The organism is Streptomyces sp. NPDC017676 (assembly GCF_044329325.1).
Classification (GTDB): domain Bacteria; phylum Actinomycetota; class Actinomycetes; order Streptomycetales; family Streptomycetaceae; genus Streptomyces.
On sequence record NZ_JBIRJA010000006.1, the window covers coordinates 190,727 to 208,937 of the forward strand.

General features: G+C 75.1%; 3 protein-coding genes and 1 pseudogene. 3 read left to right on the forward strand and 1 reads right to left on the reverse strand.

Translation table 11 applies throughout. The annotated features are described in order from the left end of the window. Positions 1-119: 119 nt before the first annotated feature. The 3 genes and pseudogenes from ACH4LD_RS15290 to ACH4LD_RS15300 all read left to right on the forward strand — a co-directional run bounded on the left by ACH4LD_RS15290 (position 120) and on the right by ACH4LD_RS15300 (position 7,326). Positions 120-1,328 (forward strand): annotated as a pseudogene (locus ACH4LD_RS15290) (nucleotide disphospho-sugar-binding domain-containing protein). Between the two features lie 186 nt (positions 1,329-1,514). After that, on the forward strand, positions 1,515-3,671 hold the full coding sequence (gene helR, locus ACH4LD_RS15295; protein ID WP_398055178.1) for an RNA polymerase recycling motor ATPase HelR: 2,157 nt from the start codon (positions 1,515-1,517) through the stop codon (positions 3,669-3,671). An 865-nt stretch (positions 3,672-4,536) separates the two neighbouring features. Continuing rightward, positions 4,537-7,326 (forward strand): AAA family ATPase, encoded by a 2,790-nt coding sequence (locus ACH4LD_RS15300; RefSeq protein WP_398055179.1) that lies wholly within the window; start codon positions 4,537-4,539, stop codon positions 7,324-7,326. 101 nt (positions 7,327-7,427) lie between these two features. Here the strand turns inward: ACH4LD_RS15300 and ACH4LD_RS15305 are convergent, their stop codons facing one another. Next, the gene (locus ACH4LD_RS15305; RefSeq protein WP_398055180.1) at positions 7,428-18,200 is read right to left on the reverse strand and encodes an SDR family NAD(P)-dependent oxidoreductase; all 10,773 of its coding nucleotides are present in this window, start codon (positions 18,198-18,200) and stop codon (positions 7,428-7,430) included. Between the last annotated feature and the right edge of the window lie 11 nt (positions 18,201-18,211).

Sequence of the window (18,211 nt, forward strand, 5' to 3'; positions counted from 1 at the left end):
TCAGCCACTCCTTGCCACCCTCAACTTATAGCGCACCGGGGGGCTTGCGGCAAGGCCCCGGTCGTGGCGCAGAATTGCCGGCCCAGGCCAGGAAGCTGCGGAAACAGGTGATTCACGAAGTGCGCGTACTTCTGTCGACGTATGGGTCACGCGGGGGCGTCGAACCCCTGGTGGGGCTCGCGGCGCGGTTGCGGGGACTCGGCACTCAGGTGCGGGTGTGCGCGCCGCCGGACGAGGACTTCGCGCAGCGGCTGGCCGAGGTCGGCGTCCCGCTGGCCCCGGTCGGCCCGTCGGCGCGCGCGCTGACGCGGGCGGCGCCCCCGCCCGCGTCCCTGCCCCGGCGCGCGGCCGAGCTGATCGCCGGTCAGCTCGATACGGTCACCGAGGCGGCGCAGGGCTGCGATGTGCTGGTGGCGACCGGCGCGCTGCCCGCCGCGGCCGGCGCGCTGTCGGTGGCGGAGAAGCTCGGCGTCCGCTCCGTGTCCGTGACCTTCCAGCAGCTCACCCTGCCCGCTCCGCACCGCCGGCCGCTGGCGTACCCGGGCCGCCCGCTCCCGCCGGAGGTGACCGACAACGAGGTGCTGTGGGAGCTGGACGCCCGGAGCACCGACGCGCTGTTCAATGAGGCGCTCAACACGAACCGGGCGTCGATCGGGCTGCCGCCGGTGGAGAGCGTGCGCGACTACGTCATCGGCGACCGGCCGTGGCTGGCGACGGACCCGGTGCTGGACCCCTGGCGCAAGAGCCCGGACCTCGAAGTGGTCCAGACCGGTGCGTGGGTCCTGCCCGACGGACGCCCGCTGCCGGCCGACCTGGTGGCGTTCCTGGAGGCCGGTGCACCACCGGTGTACGTGGGCTTCGGCAGCATGCCCCTGCACGCGGCGGCTGACATCGGCCGGGTCGCCGTCGAGGCGGTCCGCGCGGGGGCGGCGCGCGGGGGCGGCCCGGGGGTGGGCCGGTCTGTCCCCGGTCGACGGCCGGGACGACTGCTTCGTCGCCGGCGAGGTGAACCACCAGGCGCTGTTCGGCCGGGTGGCCGCCGTCGTGCCCCACGGCGGCGCCGGTACGACGACGGCCGCGGCGCCGGCCGGTGCGCCCCAGGTGTCGTGGACCAGCTGGCGGACCAGCCGTGCTGGGCGGGCCGGGTGGCCGGGTTGGCCATCGACGCGGCGCACGACGGTCCCACGCCGACGTGCGCCTCCCTGCCGGCCGCCCTGGGGACGGCCCTCGCCCCGGAGACCCGCGTACGAGCGGCTGCCGTGGCCGGCCGCGTCCGCACCGACGGGGTGTCGGTGGCCGCACGGCTGCGGCTCGACGCGCACGGCTGAGCCCGTCGGCCTGGATCGAGAGCTGCCGCGGGGGCACGGAGCACCGTGCGTCGTGGCCGCGGGTTCGTCATGCCCATCCCCCCGTTCTCCGTTCTCCGTCTCCCCGTCCGCCCATCCCCCAGTCCCACCGCCGCGCCGCCTGCCGCCTGCCGCGGCCGTAACCGGCCTCACAAGGGAGCCCCTGACGTGAAACTTCCCCTGCCCACCCGCGCCTTCGACCTCCCCGGCCGCCTCGCCGCCAAGGCCGACCCGGCGCTGATCGCCGACGACGAGCGGCACTTCGCGGCCATCGCGGAGTGTCTTGAGGAGTCGATCGCCGAGCTCTCCGACCGTCTCGACGCCGAGCGCAGGGCGCCGGGCGGCAAGGGACGGCAGGCGATGGACCGGGACGCCGAGATCCACCGGCTGACCGGCCGTCTGCGCGCCCTGCGCCGCTACGGACTGGACCTGTGCCTCGGACGCATGGTCGGCGCGGACGGCCGGGAGCCCGTCTACGTCGGCCGGCTCGGGCTCACCGACAATGCGGGCCGCCGGTTGCTGGTCGACTGGCGCTCCCCCGCGGCCGAGCCGTTCTTCGGAGCCACCCACGCGCACCCGATGGGTCTGGTGAGCCGCCGCAGGTACCGCTGGACCGATGGCCGGATCACCGACTACTGGGACGAGGTGTTCACCCCGGACGGGCTGGCCGGGCATGCCGCGCTGGACGACCAGTCCGCGTTCATCGCCAGTCTGGGCGGCAGCCGGTCGCCGCGGATGCGGGACGTGCTCGGGACCATCCAGGCCGACCAGGACGCGGTGATCCGGGCGGGCTCGCGCGGCGCCCTCGTCGTGGACGGCGGTCCGGGCACGGGGAAGACCGTGGTCGCCCTGCACCGCTCCGCCTACCTCCTGCACTCCGACCCGCGCCTGGGTCACCGCCGGGGCGGCGTCCTGTTCGTCGGTCCGCACCGGCCGTACCTGTCCTACGTCGCCGACGTCCTGCCCAGCCTGGGCGAGGAGGGCGTGCAGACGTGCACCTTGCGGGACCTGGTCGCCGAGGGCGCCGCAGCGGTGGCCGAGGCCGATCCGGAGGTGGCCCGGCTGAAGTCGTCCGCGGACATGGTGAAGGCGATCGAGAAGGCCGTCGCGTTCTACGAGGAGCCGCCGGCCGAGGGGATGACGGTCACCACCCACTGGTCCGGCATCCGGCTGACCGCCGATGACTGGGCCGTGGCGTTCGACGCGGCGGAACCCGGTACTCCGCACAACGAGGCGCGCGAGCAGGTGTGGGAGGAACTGCTCACCATCCTGGTGGACAAGCACGACGGTGACGCCCCGCCCGAACTGCTGCGCAGGTCACTGCTGCGGAACAGGGAGCTGCGCACGGCCTTCGGCCGTGCCTGGCCGCTGCTGGAGGCGGCCGACCTCGTCGGAGACCTGTGGACGGTTCCGGCGTATCTGCGGATGTGCGCCCCGTGGCTGAGCCGCGAGGAGGTGCGGCTGTTGCGGCGCGCGGAGGCCCAGGCCTGGACGGTGTCCGACCTGCCGCTCCTGGACGCGGCCCGGCAGCGGCTCGGCGACCCGGAGACGGCCCGGCAGAAGCGCCGGCACGCCGCCGCCCTCGCCGCCGAACGCGAGCGCATGGACAGGGTCGTCGACAACCTGCTGGAAGCCCACACCTACGACGACGGCGAAGGCGTGCTGGTCATGCTGCACGGGCAGGACATGCGGAACTCCCTGGTCGACGACAGCGCCCTGCCCGCTGCCGACCCCGACCTGCTCGCCGGGCCGTTCGCGCACGTCGTCGTGGACGAGGCGCAGGAACTGACCGACGCGGAGTGGCAGATGCTGCTCCTGCGCTGCCCGTCCCGGAGCTTCACCATCGTCGGGGACCGCGCCCAGGCCCGGCACGGGTTCACGGAGTCCTGGCAGGAGCGGCTCGCCCGGGTGGGGTTCGACCGGATCCGCCTGGCGTCCCTGACCGTCAACTACCGGACGCCGGAAGAGATCATGACGGAGGCCGAGCCGGTCATCCGGGCGGTGCTGCCGGACGCCAACGTGCCGACGTCCATCCGCAGCAACGGCGTTCCCGTCGTCCACGGGTCCGTCTCGGAGTTGCGCTCGGTCCTCGACGCCTGGCTCGCCGCACACGCCGACGGGACCGCCTGTGTCATCGGCGATCCCGCGTTCCGGCCGACCGCCCGCGTCCGTTCCCTGACGCCGGAGCTGTCGAAGGGGCTGGAATTCGACCTGGTCGTCCTCGTCGACCCGGAGAGGTTCGGCGAAGGCGTCGAAGGGGCGGTCGACCACTACGTCGCGATGACCCGGGCGACCCGGCAACTGGTCGTCCTCACGAGCCCCTGACGTCAGTCGGCGCAGGCCGGTACGCCGTCCAGCCAGGCCGGGCCCTGGACGTAGATGTTGGTCACCCGGGTGTTCGGTCCGGACGCCGGTGCCCCGGGTGCGGAGGACGGGATCCCTCGACGGTGCCGGTGTTGACGCGGACGGCTCCGAAGCAGCCGCCGTCGAGCCGGACGTCACCGACCATCAGCCTGGTGCCGGACCGGCGGGCCTCCTCCACCTTCCCGGCACCGAGGCAGAGGGTGTTGGGGGCCGGGCTGGGCGCCGTGGCGGGTCCGGGCCGGGGAAACAGCGCGTGACCAGGGGGAGGCTGGAGGGACGGGCAACCCGCACACCCGCTTCGTATACGGCCCCGGCCTATAGGGCTCAGAGGTTCCCCCGGCAATGGGCCCTGCCCGAACGGGCAGCGGAAGCGCTTTCCCGTGACCGATGTCACGATTGACGGTGTCCGGACCCTTTCTTTAACCGTCCGGTAAATCAACGGACTGTAAAAGGACGTCTCGGTGGACCATCCACACAGTAGGGCAGGGGGCCATCAAGGGAGCCAGTTGACAACGTTGGCCTGGACAGATAGCGTTTCTGCCTGCTATGAGCACCTAATCTTTATTCGGTACTTCACCAGCAAAGCCGCGGACATCCGAACCAAAGTCAGCCATAAATTGGCCGAAATCATTCGGGTACATCGATGCGATACTCTTCGCCGCCGGTCAGGGGCCGTTCCGACCGATTACGAGCCGACCCGGCGCGCCGCCTTTGCGACAGTGCCGTCGCCTTACAAACTCTCCACGCAGCGTCGCACGACGCCGCCTCGTCATGGGGGAAACGGGGCACCATCTCGCTCGAAAAAATGAATCTAGGGGGATCCTCGATGCACCTTTTCGGCCGTACGCGAGAACTGCAGGCCTTGGGTGAGGCGTTCACTGACAGCGCGCGGGGACACGGCCGTCTCGTGATCATCACGGGTGGTCCCGGATCGGGCAAGACCCAGCTGGTGCATGAATTCCTCACCACGCTGAACGGCACCGGCGCGCACATACTGACCGGTACTGCCGGTTCGGCCGAACGAGATCAGCCGATGAGTCTGGCCGGGCAATTGCTCCGCAATGCCGAGGCGGAGTGCGCCATGTCACACCCTGCCGCGTCGGCAGCGCACCCCTCGGCGGAAGTCCGCCGGCCCGCGGACCCCGTGCACGAGCCCGTCGGCGCGTCCGCCGGGCACGAGACGGCGGTCGAGACGCTCCTGCGTCTCGCCGGTGGCGACCGGCCCCTGGTCATCGCCGTGGACGACGCCCACGCCATGGACCGGGCCTCGTTACAGACCATCGTCCACCTGCTGCACCGCAGCCGCTCCCGGCGGGTCCTCGTGGTGTGCGCCACCTCGGGGCACTTCGGGGAGACCCGCTCGCCCGCGCACACGGAGCTGCTCCGCCAGCCGCACCGACGCGTACGCCTCGCTCCCCTGTCGGAGGCGAGCGTCGGCGAACTGCTGGCCGCACAGGCCGGCCGGGCCCTGCCCGCACACATCCGCGACGCCTACCACCGGGCCACCGCCGGCAGCCCGCTCCTCGTCCACGCCCTGCTGGACGACAGCACCCACTTCGCCCCCGAGATCGGACCGCCCATCGCCGGCGCCGCCTACCGCCAGGCGGTGCTGTCCCTGCTGCACCGCGGCGAGCCGGGCCACGTCCGGGTGGCCCGGGCAGTGGCCGCGCTCGGCACCCTGGCGGGGACCGTCCCCGTGGGAGAGCTGGCCGGCACCACACCGGCCGGCACCCAGGAAGCCGTGGACGTCCTCAACTCCTCGGGTCTGCTGGACGGTCACGCCTTCCGGCACCCGACCGCCGCCGCGGCCGTGCTGGAGGACATGGACGCCGTGGCCCGCACCCGGCTGCACGGCCGGATCGCCCACATGCTGTACCGTTCCGGCGCCCCGGCCGTCGAGGTGGCACGCCACCTCCATCTCGCGCAGTTGGTCCCGGCGGGCTGGGGCGCGGGCATCCTGCGCACCGCCGCGGATCAGGCACTGGCCGCGGACGACGTGGAGCGCTGCACCCACTACCTCGGCCTGGTCCTGCGCGACTGCGCCGACGAACGGGAACGCCACGCGCTGTCGGTGGCCCTCGCGCGCGCGGAGTGGCGCACCAACCCGGCGGCGGCCGCCCCCCACCTGGAACCGCTGCGCGAGGCCGCGCTCGCCGGCGAACTGAGCATGCGGGACGCCGCCACCGTCCTGCGGTACCTGCTGTGGCAGGGCGACACCGAACTGGCCGCCCAGGCCGTGGCCACCCTCGTCCACGCGCAGTCGCCCGCCGACGCCCAGATCGTCGCCGAGGTCGAGTTCGTGCGGCAGTGGTTCTACGGCGTGGCGCTCCCCGGCAAGGGCGCCCCCGTGGCCGGCCTCGACCCGCACCGCCGGCAGGCGCACGCCGGTGCCGGCGGGCTGGCCGCCCGGGTGGCCGCGCTCATCGGCGGTGAGGCCACCGACGACTCCGCGGCGGCCGTCGCCCAGGCCCTCCAGGGTCACCAACTCGACCACCTCAACCTGGAGTTGGTCGCCATGTCCCTGCTCGCGGTCGCCCACGCGGACCGGCCCGCGATCGCCGCCGAGGCCTGCGCCGCGCTGCTGGAGCGGGCCGTGGAACGCCGGGCGACGACCTGGCGGGCCCTGCTCGGCGGCATCCGGGCGGAGATCGCCCTGCTCCAGGGTGACGTGACCACCGCGTCGCAGGGCGCGCTCGCCGCGCTCGGCACCCTGCGCGCCGAGAGCTGGGGGGTGCTCATCGGCCTCCCGCTGTCGACGGCGATCTCCGCGTACACCGCCATGGGCTCCTACGACGAGGCCGAGGAACTGCTCAAGCACGACGTGCCCGAACCGATGTTCCGCACCGTGTTCGGCATCCAGTACCTGCGTGCCCGCGGTCACCACTTCCTCGCCACCGAAAGGCCCTTCGCGGCACTGGGCGACTTCGAGACCTGCGGACGGCTGCTCCGGGAGGGCAACCCCAGCCTGCAGAAGGGCATCCCCTGGCGGTCCGACCTGGCCCTGGCCAACCTGCGGATCGGGAAGGCCCGCACCGCCCGGGAGTGGGCCGAGGAACAGCTGCGGCTGCCCGGTGGGCACAGTTCCAGGGCCCGGGCGATGGCGCTGCGCCTGCTGGCAGCCACCTGCAAGCCGCACCGCCGCGCCTCGCTGCTGCGCGAGTCGATCGACCTGCTCAAGGCGTGCGGCGACCGGTACGCGCTGGCCCAGGCGTACGCCGACCTGTCCGCGGCGCACTACGAACTCGGCGAGTACGCCCGGGCCCGGCTGGTGGCGCGGCAGGCGGCACGGGAGGCCGAGGCCTGCCGCATCGAGTCGCCGGTCGACGCGCACCTGCTGGAGGACCCGGTACGGACCGACAGCGCCGAGTCCGACGCCGGCCCCGCCATCCTGAGCGACGCGGAGTGCCGGGTCGCCGGGCTGGCCGCGCTCGGCTACACCAACCGGGAGATCAGCGCCCGCCTGCACGTCACGATCAGCACGGTGGAGCAGCACCTCACCCGGGTCTACCGCAAGCTGAACGTGGCCAACCGTTCGGAGCTGCCGTCGAAGATGCTGGACCACCGCATACCGAAGCTGTCGGACCGCTGGGCCAGCACCCACTCGTCCGCGGGCTGAGCGGTCCCGGCGGCTCGCCGTCCACGGACCGGGACCACCGAACGGAGCGCGGCCCCACCGGAGAGACCTCCGGTGGGGCCGCGCTCCGTCGGGCGTGCGCCTCAGCTGAAGCTGCCCAGTTCGTCGTCCAGGATGTCGAACAGCTCGTCGGCCGTGGCCGTCTCCAGTCCCGTGTCCCCGGTGGGACCGGTGCCGCTCTCCCGCCACTCGCCGGTGCCGTCCCAGCGCGCGCTCAGGGTGCGCAGCCGGGCGGCCACCCGGGCCCGCTGCTCCTCGTCCAGCGCGGCCGAGTCCAGCGCCGTACCCAACAGCGTCTCCAGCCGTACCACTTCGGCCTCGATGTCGACCGGGTCGCCGGAGCTGTCGCCGCCCAGCTCCTCGAAGAGGTGCCGGGCGAGGGCTTCGGAGGTCGGGTAGTCGAAGGTGAGCGTGGTGGACAGCCGGAGGCCGGTGTCGGCGCTGAGCCGGTTGCGCAGGTCGAGGGCGGCGAGCGAGTCCACGCCCAGGTCGCCCAGGGAACGCTGCGGGTCGACGGCACTGCCGGAGCCGTGGCCGAGGACGTCGGCGACGTGCCCGCACACCGTCTCCACCAGCAGCCGCACGGCGTCGGCGGCGCTCAGCCGGGCCAGCCGCCGCGGCAGCGACTCGACGGCTGCCGGCGCCTCGGTGGCCGCCGCCCCGGCGGTGCGGCGTACGGCCGCCGGGGCGAGGCCCCGCACCAGGGCGGGGGCGTCGGCGGTGATCTGGACGCGGACCGGGAGCAGCAGGGCGCGGTCGGCGGCCGGGGTGCCCGCCTCGGTCAGCGCCCGGTCGAACAGGTCCAGCGCGCGGTCGGCGGGCAGCGGCAGGATGCCGTCGCGGGCCAGCCGGCGCAGTTCCGTCTCGCCGAGACCGGCCGCCATGCCCTCCCCCGTGTCCCACAGTCCCCAGCCCAGCGACAGGGCCGGCAGCCCCTCGGCACGGCGCCGCGCGGCGAGGGCGTCCAGGAAGGCGTTCCCGGCGGCGTAGTTGGCCTGCCCCGCCGCGCCCAGGGTTCCGGCGGCGGAGGAGAACAGGACGAACGCGGCGAGACCGAGGTCGCGGGTCAGCTCGTGCAGATGCCAGGCGGCGTCGGCCTTCGGGCGCATCACCGCCTCCAGCCGCTCGGGGGTGAGGTCGGTGAGCAGCCCGTCGTCCAGGACGCCGGCGGCGTGCACCACGGCGGTCAGCGGGTGCTCGGCCGGCACGGACGCCAGCAGGGCGGCGAGCGCGTCCCGGTCGGCGGCGTCGCAGGCGGCGACGGTCACCTGCGCGCCGAGGGCGGCGAGGTCGTCCAGGGCGCCGGGCTCGGACAGGCGCCCGCCGCGGCCGGTCAGCAGCAGGTGGCGCACGCCGTGCCGGGTGACCAGGTGCCGGGCCAGCAGCCGGCCGAGGCTGCCGGTACCGCCGGTGACGAGGACGGTGCCCTCGGGATCCAGCGCGGGCGCCGGGCCGGGCTCCGCGTCCGTGGCCCTGGCCAGTTCCGGCACGTACACCGTGCCCGCGCGCAGGGCGAGTTCGGGTGCGCCGGTGGCCACGGCGGCCGGGAGGACGGCGGCCGAGGCCGGGTCGTCGTCGGTGTCGACGAGCACGAACCGGCCGGGGTGCTCGACCGCCGCCGCCCGCACCATGCCCCAGAGCACGGCCTGTGCCGGGTCGGGCACGGCGTCGGCGTGCACGGCGACGGCGGACCGGGTCACCACCGCCAGCGGCGCGCCGCCCTCCGGCACGTCCGCGAGGTCCCGCCGCAGCGCGGCGAGGGCCTGCACGGCGGTCCGACGCGCCAGCGCGGGCAGGTCGGCACCCGGTTCGCCGTCCGGGGCCCCGGTGGGGGCCGGGGAACCGTCCGCCGGGCCGGCACCGGGGTTCCCGGGCACGGTGAGGGTACGGGGCCCGGGGCCGTCGGTCTGACCGGCCCGGGGAACACCGTTCGCGGCCACGGGGGGAGTCCCGGGCACGGAGGGGGTCTCGGTAATGGACGCGGAACCGTCCCCCGAGCCGGCACCGGCACCACCCTCCGCCGCCACTGTGAACATGCCCGACGCGGACGCGGAGCCGTCCGCCGTCACGGTGAGGGTGCGGGGTTCGGGGGCCGGGTCGGTGAGGGTGAGTGGGAGTTCGGTCCAGCGCACGCGGAACAGGTCGCCGGGGGCGGGTGCGGCCGCTTGCAGTTGCCCGGTGGTGACCTGGCGGACGCGCAGCGCGGTCACCTCGGCGACGGGGGCGCCCGTGCCGTCGTACAGGCGCAGGGTCATGTGGTCGGTGCCGTGCGGGGTGAGGCGCAGCCGGACGGCCGTGGCGCCGGTGGCGTGCAGGGTGACGCCCTCCCAGGAGAAGGGCAGGGTCATCACGGTCGGGTCCTGGCCGGCGAGCAGGTCGATGGCGTGGAGCGTGGAGTCGAGCAGCGCAGGGTGCAGTGCGAAGCCGTCGGCCGCTTCGGCGTCGGGCAGGGCGAGTTCGGCCCACACCTCCTCGCCGAGCCGCCAGGCGCCGCGCAGGCAGCGGAAGGACGGGCCGTAGTGGTAGCCCTGCTCGGCGAGGTGGTCGTAGGTGCCGCTGACGTCCACGGGGACGGCTCCGGCGGGCGGCCAGTCGGTGACGGGGGCCGGCTCGGGGACGGTGTGCGGGGCGAGGACGCCGGTGGCGTGCCGGGTCCACTCCGCTTCCGCTCCCTCGGGCCGGGCGTGCACGGTCAGCCGCCGGCGCCCGTCGGCGTCGGGGGCCGCCGCGGCCACCTGGAGGTGGACGGCGCCCCGCTCGGGCAGGACCAGGGGCCGTTCCAGGGTGAGTTCCTCCACGCGCGGGCAGTGTGTGCGGTCGCCGGCCTGTACGGCCAGTTCGACGAAGGCGCTGCCGGGGACGAGGACGACTCCGGCCACGGCGTGGTCCGCGAGCCACGGGTGGGTGGCGAGGGACAGCCGCCCGGTGAGTGCCACCTGGTCGTCGCCGGCCAGGTCCAGGGCGGCGCCGAGCATCGGGTGGCCGGCCGGTGCCTGGCCCAGCCCGCCGGCGTCGGTGACCGCGCCGGGCTCGTCGTCCAGCCACAGCCGCCGCCGCTGGAAGGCGTAGGTCGGCAGATCGGTGCGGCGGGCGCCGGTACCGGCGAAGACCCGTTGCCAGTCGATGGTCACACCGCGCACGTGGGCGGCCCCGAGCAGCGTCGCGAAGGTCTGCTCCTCGTCGCGGTCACGGCGCAGCGCGGGGACGAACGCCGACCGTTCGGCGTCGGCGACGGCCTGCGCCCCCATGGCCGACAGGACGGCGTCGGGGCCGAGTTCGAGGAAGGTGCGCACGCCGTCGGCCTCCAGCGTCCGGACGCCGTCGCCGAAGCGGACCGCCTCGCGGACGTGCCGGACCCAGTACTCGGGCGCGCACAGCTGGTCCTCGCCCGCGCGTACGCCGGTCACGTCGGACACGACGGGGATCGCGGGCGGCGCGTACCGCAGTTCGCGGGCGGTCTTCTCGAACTCCGCCAGCATCGGGTCCATCAGCGGGGAGTGGAAGGCGTGGCTGACCCGCAGCCGCTTGGTGCGGCGGTCGGAGAAGGCCTCGGCGACGGCGGAGACGGCGGCCTCGGTGCCGGAGACGACGACGGCGCGGGGCCCGTTGACGGCGGCGACGGACACCTCGGGCCCGAGGTGTTCCAGCACCTCCTCCTCGGTGGCGTCGACGGCGAGCATCGCGCCGCCGGCGGGCAGCGCCTGCATCAGCCGGCCGCGGGCGGCGACCAGCCGGGCGGCGTCCGCCAGGTCCCAGACCCCGGCCACGTGCGCGGCCGTCAGTTCGCCGATGGAGTGCCCGGCGAGCCAGTCGGGCCGTACGCCGGAGGACTCCAGCAGCCGGTACAGGGCGGTCTCGACGGCGAACAGGGCGCTCTGCGTGTAGAGGGTGTGGTCGAGCAGGCCGGCGTCCTCGGTGCCGGGCTCGGCCCACATCACGTCCCGCAGCGGGCGGTCGAGGTGGGCGTCGAGCGCCTGGCAGACCTCGTCGAGCGCCCGCCGGAAGGCCGGGTGGGCGGCGTACAGGGCGCGGCCCATGCCGGGGCGCTGGGCGCCCTGGCCGGTGAAGAGGAAGGCGACCTTGCCGCCGGCGGGCCGGCCGCGGACCACGGTGTCCGATGCGGTGCCGTCGGTCAGCGCGGTGAGCCCGGTGAGGAGTTCGTCCCGGTCGCGGGCCACGACGGCGGCCCGGTGGGTGAGGGCGGCGCGGCCCGAGGCCAGGGAGCGGGCGAGGTCGGGCAGCGGCCGGTCGGCGACCGCGCGCAGCCGTCCGGCCTGCGCGGCCAGGGCCTCGGGGGTGGCGCCGGAGATCACGAGGGGCAGCAGCGGGGCCGACGCCGCGTCCGTCTCCGATGCGGGCTCCTCGGCCGGGGCCTCCTCGATGATGGTGTGGACGTTGGTGCCGCTGATCCCGAAGGAGGACACACCGGCCCGGCGCGGCCGGTCGGTCCGGGGCCAGGGCTGCTCCTCCGTCAGCAGCCGCACCTGCCCGGTGTCCCAGTCCACCTTCGTGGACGGCCGGTCCACGTGCAGCGTCCTCGGCAGCACCCCGTGGCGCATCGCCATCACCATCTTGATGACACCCGCCACACCGGCGGCGGCCTGCGTGTGACCGATGTTGGACTTGACCGACCCCAGCCACAGCGGCGTGTCAGAGGGACGTTCCTGGCCATAGGTGGCCAGCAGCGCCTGCGCCTCGATCGGGTCGCCCAGCGTCGTGCCCGTGCCGTGCGCCTCCACCACGTCCACGTCCGCCGCCGACAACCGGGCCGACGCAAGCGCCTGCCGGATCACCCGCTGCTGCGACGGACCGTTCGGCGCGGTCAGGCCGTTGGAGGCGCCGTCCTGGTTCACGGCGGAGCCACGGACGACCGCCAGCACCTCGTGGCCGTTGCGCCGCGCGTCCGACAGCCGCTCCAGGACGAGCATGCCGGCGCCCTCGGACAGGGCCGTGCCGTCGGCGGCGTCGGCGAAGGACTTGGCGTGGCCGTCGGCCGCGAGGTTGCGCTGCCTGCTGAAGTCCACGAAGGTGTCGACGGTCGACATCACGGACACACCGCCGGCCAGGGCCAGGGTGCACTCGCCCTGGCGCAGCGCCTGCGCGGCCAGGTGCAGTGCCACCAGGGACGACGAGCAGGCCGTGTCGACGGTGAGCGTCGGGCCCTCCAGGCCGAGGGCGTAGGCGACCCTGCCGGAGGCCACGCTGCCGAGGCTGCCGTTGCCGAGGTAGTCCCGGACGGACTCGGGGACGTGCCGCAGCCGGCTGCCGTAGTCGTGGTACATGACGCCGGCGAAGACGCCGGTGCGGCTGCCGCGCACGGAGTGCGGGTCGATGCCGGCCCGTTCCAGCGCCTCCCAGGACGTCTCCAGCAGCAGCCGCTGCTGCGGGTCCATGGCGAGGGCCTCGCGCGGGCCGATGCCGAAGAAGTCGGGGTCGAAGTCGGCGGCGTCGTACAGGAAACCGCCCGCACGGGTGGGGGAGTGCCCGGCCTTGCCCGGCTCCGGGTCGTACAGGCCGTCCAGGTCCCAGCCGCGGTCGGTGGGGAAGGCGCCGATGCCGTCACCGCCGTCGGCGAGCAGCCGCCACAGTTCCTCGGGTGTGCTGACGCCGCCGGGGTAGCGGCAGGCCATGGCGACGATGGCGACCGGCTCGTCGGCTTCCCGCACGGTGGCCTCGGCGGCGGCCTCGGCCTGGTCTCCGAAGAGTTCGCTCCGCAGGAATCCCACGAGGGCGCCCGCGTCGGGGTAGTCGAAGACGAGGGTGGCGGGCAGGCGCAGGCCGACCGCGGTGCCCAGGCGGTTGCGCAGTTCCACGGCGGTCAGCGAGTCGAAGCCCAGCTCGCGGAAGGAGCGGCGCGGATCGAGCGTCATGTCACCGCCGTGGCCGAGGACGGCGGCGACATGGGTGCGGACGAGTTCCGTGAGGGCCGCGTCGCGTTCGGCGGGGCCGAGGGCGGCCAGCCGGTCGGTGAGCGACCCGGCGTCCGCACGGGAGGCCGCGGCACGGCGGGCACGCACGGGCACCAGGCCGCGCAGCACGGCCGGGACGTCGCCGGCGCGGCGCAGGACGGCCAGGTCCAGGCCGACCGGGAGCAGCAGCGGCTCGGCGGCGCCCAGGGCGGCGTCGAGCAGCCGCAGGCCCTCCTCGGTGGTCAGGGGGCGGACGCCCGCGCGGGCCATGCGGGCCACGTCGGCGTCGGTGAGGTGGGCGGTCAGTCCGGTGCGCTGCTCCCAGAAGCCCCAGGCCAGCGAGTGCGCGGGCAGACCGTGGTGCCGGCGGTGGGCGGCCAGCGCGTCGAGGAAGGCGTTGGCGGCGGCGTAGCCGGACTGCCCGGCGCCGTCGAGCGTGCCGGCGGCTGAGGAGAACAGCACGAACGCGGTGAGGCCGAGGTCGCGGGTCAGCTCGTGCAGGTGCCAGGCGGCGTCGGCCTTGGGGCGCAGTACGGCGTCCAGGCGCTCGGGCGTCTGGTCGGTCACCAGTCCGTCGTCGAGGACGCCGGCGAGGTGGACGACGGCGGTCAGCGGGTGCTCGGCCGGTACGCCGGCGAGGAGGCGGGCCAGTTGGTCGCGGTCGGCGGCGTCGCAGCGGGCCACGGCGATCTCCGCGTCCAGGTCGGCGAAGCCGTCGGCGGCGGTGCCGCTGCGCCCGGCCAGCACCAGGCGGCGCACGCCGTGCGCGGCGACCAGGTGCCGGGCGACCAGGGCGCCGAGCACGCCGGTGCCGCCGGTGATCAGCACGGTGCCGTCGGGGTCGAGGGCGGGCGCCGGTCCTCGCGGGGTGGCTCGGGTGAGCCGGGGCACGTGCACGGTGCCGTCGCGCAGGGCGAGTTGGGGTTCTCCGGTGACCGCCGCGACGGCCACCGCGGCTTCGGCGTCGGCGCCGTCCACGAGCACGAACCGCTCCGGGTGCTCGCCCTGCGCGGCCCGGACCAGGCCCCACACGGCGGCCCCCGCCAGATCGGTGACGTCCTCCTCCCCCACCGCGACGGCGCCCCGCGTGAGCACCAGCAGCCGGGCGGAGGCGGTGCGTTCGTCGGCCAGCCAGTCCTGAAGGGCGGCCAGTACCCGCTCGGTCGCCCGGCGCGCGCCGGTGACCGGGTCGGGGTCGCCGGCCGGCAGCACCACCCAGGCGGGCACGGTGTCCAGCGCGGCCGGGCCGTGCTCGTCCAGGACGGCGTACCCGGGCGCGGGCGCCTCGGGCACGGGCAGGGCCGGCCAGTCCAGGCGGTACAGGTCGTCCGGGCGGGCGGCCGGGGTGAGGGCGGCCGGGTCGACGGGCCGGGAGACGAGGGCCTCGACCTCGGCGACCGGGGCGCCCGTGGGGTCGGCCAGCTGGACGGAGAGCGTGTCGCCGCCGTGCAGCCGGACGCGCAGGGCGGTGGCCCCGGCCGCGTACAGCGAGACGCCGGTCCAGGCGAAGGGCAGCCGGGCGGTGCCCTGGCCGTCGGCGGAGGGGCCGTCGGCCGGCGAACCGTCGGCGGTGAGGCCGTCGGCGTGCAGGGCGGCGTCGAACAGCGCCGGGTGCAGGGCGAAACCCTCGCGCTCGACGGGCAGTTCCACCTCGGCGAAGGTCTCGTCGCCGCGCCGCCAGACCGCGCGCAGCCCCTGGAAGGCGGGCCCGTAGTCGTAGCCGAGGCCGGCCAGACGGTCGTAGGCGTCCTCGACCGGTACGGGCTGCGCGCCCTGGGGCGGCCAGGCCGTCAGGTCGAAGGACGGCGGGGCTGCCGACGGGGCCAGCAGGCCGGTGGCGTGCAGCGTCCAGGCCGTGTCGTCGGCGCCCTCGGGGCGGGAGTGGACGGTCAGCGCGCGGTGGCCGCTGTCGTCGGCGGCGGCCACGTGCAGCTGGAGCTGGACCGCGCCCCGCTCGGGCAGCGGCAGCGGTGCCTGGAGGGTCAGTTCGGCGAGATGCCCGCAGCCGAGGTCGTGGCCCGCGCCGAGCGCCAGCTCGACCAGGCCGGTCCCGGGCAGCAGGGGGGTGCCGGACACGGCGTGGTCGGCCAGCCAGGGGGCGGTGACGGTGGAGAGACGGCCGGTGAACAGGGTGCCGCCCTCGGCGACCGGGACGGCGGCGCCCAGCAGCGGGTGGCCGGTGGTGTCCAGGCCGGCGGCGGTGACGTCACCGGTGGCGGCGGACCCGCCCAGCCAGTACCGCTCGCGCTGGAAGGCGTAGGTGGGCAGGTCGGCGGCACGGACCGGCATGCCGCCGAACACGGCCGACCAGTCGACCGGCACGCCCGCGACGAACGCCTCGCCCAGGGCGGTCAGGACGCGCTCGGGGCCGCCGTCGTCGCGGCGCAGCGAGCCGAGGCCGGTGACGTCGGCGCCCGCGGCGTCGGCGGTCTCCTCGATGCTGTGCAGCAGCACGGGGTGCGGGCTGCACTCCACGAACACCCCGTACCCGGCGTCGAGCAGGGTGCGGGTGGTGGGCTCGAACAGCACGCTCTGGCGCAGGTTGGTGTACCAGTACCCGGCGTCCAGGCGGGTGGTGTCGAGCCGGGCGCCGGTGACCGTGGAGTAGAACGGCACCTCGGCGGGCCGGGCCTGGATGCCCGCCAGGTCGGCGAGCAGCCGCTCCCGGATCGACTCGACGTGCGCGGAGTGCGAGGCGTAGTCCACGGGGAGCCGCTTGGCGCGGTCGCCGCCGGCCACGATGGTCTCGCGCAGTTCGTCCAGGGCGTCGGCGTCGCCGGACAGCACCACGGAGGAGGCGCCGTTGACGGCGGCCACCGATACCCGGCCGTCGTAGCGGGCGGTGAGCTCGCGCACCCGGGCCTCGGGCAGGGCCACCGACATCATGCCGCCGCGGCCGGAGAGTTCGCGGGCGATGGCCTGGCTGCGCAGGGCGACGACACGGGCGCCGTCGGCGAGGGAGAGCGCGCCGGCCACACAGGCGGCGGCGATCTCGCCCTGGGAGTGGCCGATGACGGCGGCGGGCCGGACCCCGTGGGCGCGCCACACCTCGGCGAGCGACACCATGATCGCCCACAGCACGGGCTGGACGACGTCCACCCGCTCCAGCGGCTGCCGCGCCCGCACGGTCTCCATGAGGTCCCAGTCGGTGACGGGCGCGAGGGCGGCGGCGCAGTCGGCCATGCGCGCGGCGAACTCGGGTGAGGTGTCGAGCAGGTCGGCGGCCATCCCGGCCCACTGGGAGCCCTGTCCGGGGAAGACGAAGGCGATCCGGGACTCGGCCGCGGGCCTGCCGCGCACCACGTTCGGTGCGGTGCCGCCCTCGGCGAGGGCGGTCAGGCCCGCGGTGAGGGCGGGCAGGTCGGCGCCGGTGACGACGGCCCGCTCGGTGAGCGCGGCGCGTCCGGTGGCGAGGGTGTGGGCGATGTCGGGGACGGGGTCGGTGCCGGTGGTGAGGTGGTCCAGCAGGGTGCGGGCCTGGGCGGCGAGGCCCTGTTCGCCGTGGCCGGACAGCACCAGCGGGAGCGGGCCCGTCCAGGAGGGCTCCTGCGCGCGGGCCTCGGGCTCCGGGGCCGCCTCGATGATGACGTGGGCGTTGGTGCCGCTGATGCCGAAGGAGGAGACGGCGGCGCGGCGGGGCTCGCCGTCGGCGGGCCAGTCGCGGGCGTCCTTCAGCAGTTCGACGGCGCCCTCCTCCCAGTCCACCTGGGAGGTCGGCCGTTCGGCGTGCAGGGTCCTGGGCAGCCGGCCGTGCCGCATGGCCATCACCATCTTGATGACGCCGGCGACACCGGCGGCGGCCTGGGTGTGCCCGATGTTGGACTTGACCGAGCCCAGCCACAGCGGTTCGGCCCGGTCCTGGCCGTAGGTGGCCAGCAGGGCCTGGGCCTCGATCGGGTCGCCCAGCGGGGTTCCGGTGCCGTGGGCCTCGACGGCGTGCACCTGGCGGGGTTCCAGGCGGGCGTCGGCGAGGGCGGCGCGGATGACCCGCTGCTGGGAGGGGCCGTTGGGGGCGGTGAGGCCGTTGGAGGCGCCGTCCTGGTTGACGGCCGAGCCGCGCACCACGGCCAGCACCCGGTGGCCGTTGCGCCTGGCGTCGCTGAGCCGTTCCAGCAGGAGCAGTCCGGCACCCTCGCCCCAGCCGGTGCCGTCCGCGCCCTCCGCGAAGGACTTGCAGCGGCCGTCCAGCGCGAGCCCGCGCTGGCGGGAGAAGTCGATGAAGGTGTCCGGGGTGGACATGACCGTGACGCCGCCCGCGAGAGCGAGGTCGCACTCGCCGGTGCGCAGTGCCTGCACCGCGAGGTGGAGGGCGACGAGCGAGGAGGAGCAGGCGGTGTCGACGGTGACGGCGGGCCCCTCCAGGCCGAGGGTGTAGGAGACGCGGCCGGAGGCGACGCTGCCCAGGTTGCCGTTGCCGAGGTAGCCCTCGACGCCCTCCGGCACCTCGGTGAGCCAGCTGCCGTAGTCGTGGTACATGACGCCCGCGTAGATGCCGGTGCGGCTGCCCTTGAGGGCGTGCGGGTCGATGCCGGCGCGTTCGAAGGCCTCCCAGGACGTTTCCAGCAGCAGCCGCTGCTGCGGGTCCATGGCGATGGCCTCGCGGGGGCTGATGCCGAAGAAGCCGGGGTCGAACCGCGGCGCGTCGTACAGGAAGCCGCCCTCGCGCACATGGGTCTTGCCGGGGGCGTCGGGGTCGGGGTCGTAGATGCCCTCGACGTCCCAGCCGCGGTCCGCGGGGAAGTCGCCGACGGCGTCCGTGCCGGTGTCGACCAGCTCCCAGAGCTGTTCGGGGGTGGTGACGCCGCCGGGGTAGCGGCAGCTCATGGCGACGATCGCGACGGGCTCCTGCGCCGCCTCGGTGAGCTGGGCGTTCTGCTGGCGCAGCCGCTCGTTTTCGAGCAATGACTCGCGCAGCGCCTCGACGATCTGCTCGACGGATGTGTCCACGGTCGGTGTCG

What these genes read in the sequence shown, in the direction of transcription:
- ACH4LD_RS15300 (WP_398055179.1), top strand. Translation starts at nt 4,537, where the DNA reads ATGCACCTTTTCGGCCGTACGCGAGAACTGCAGGCCTTGGGTGAGGCG.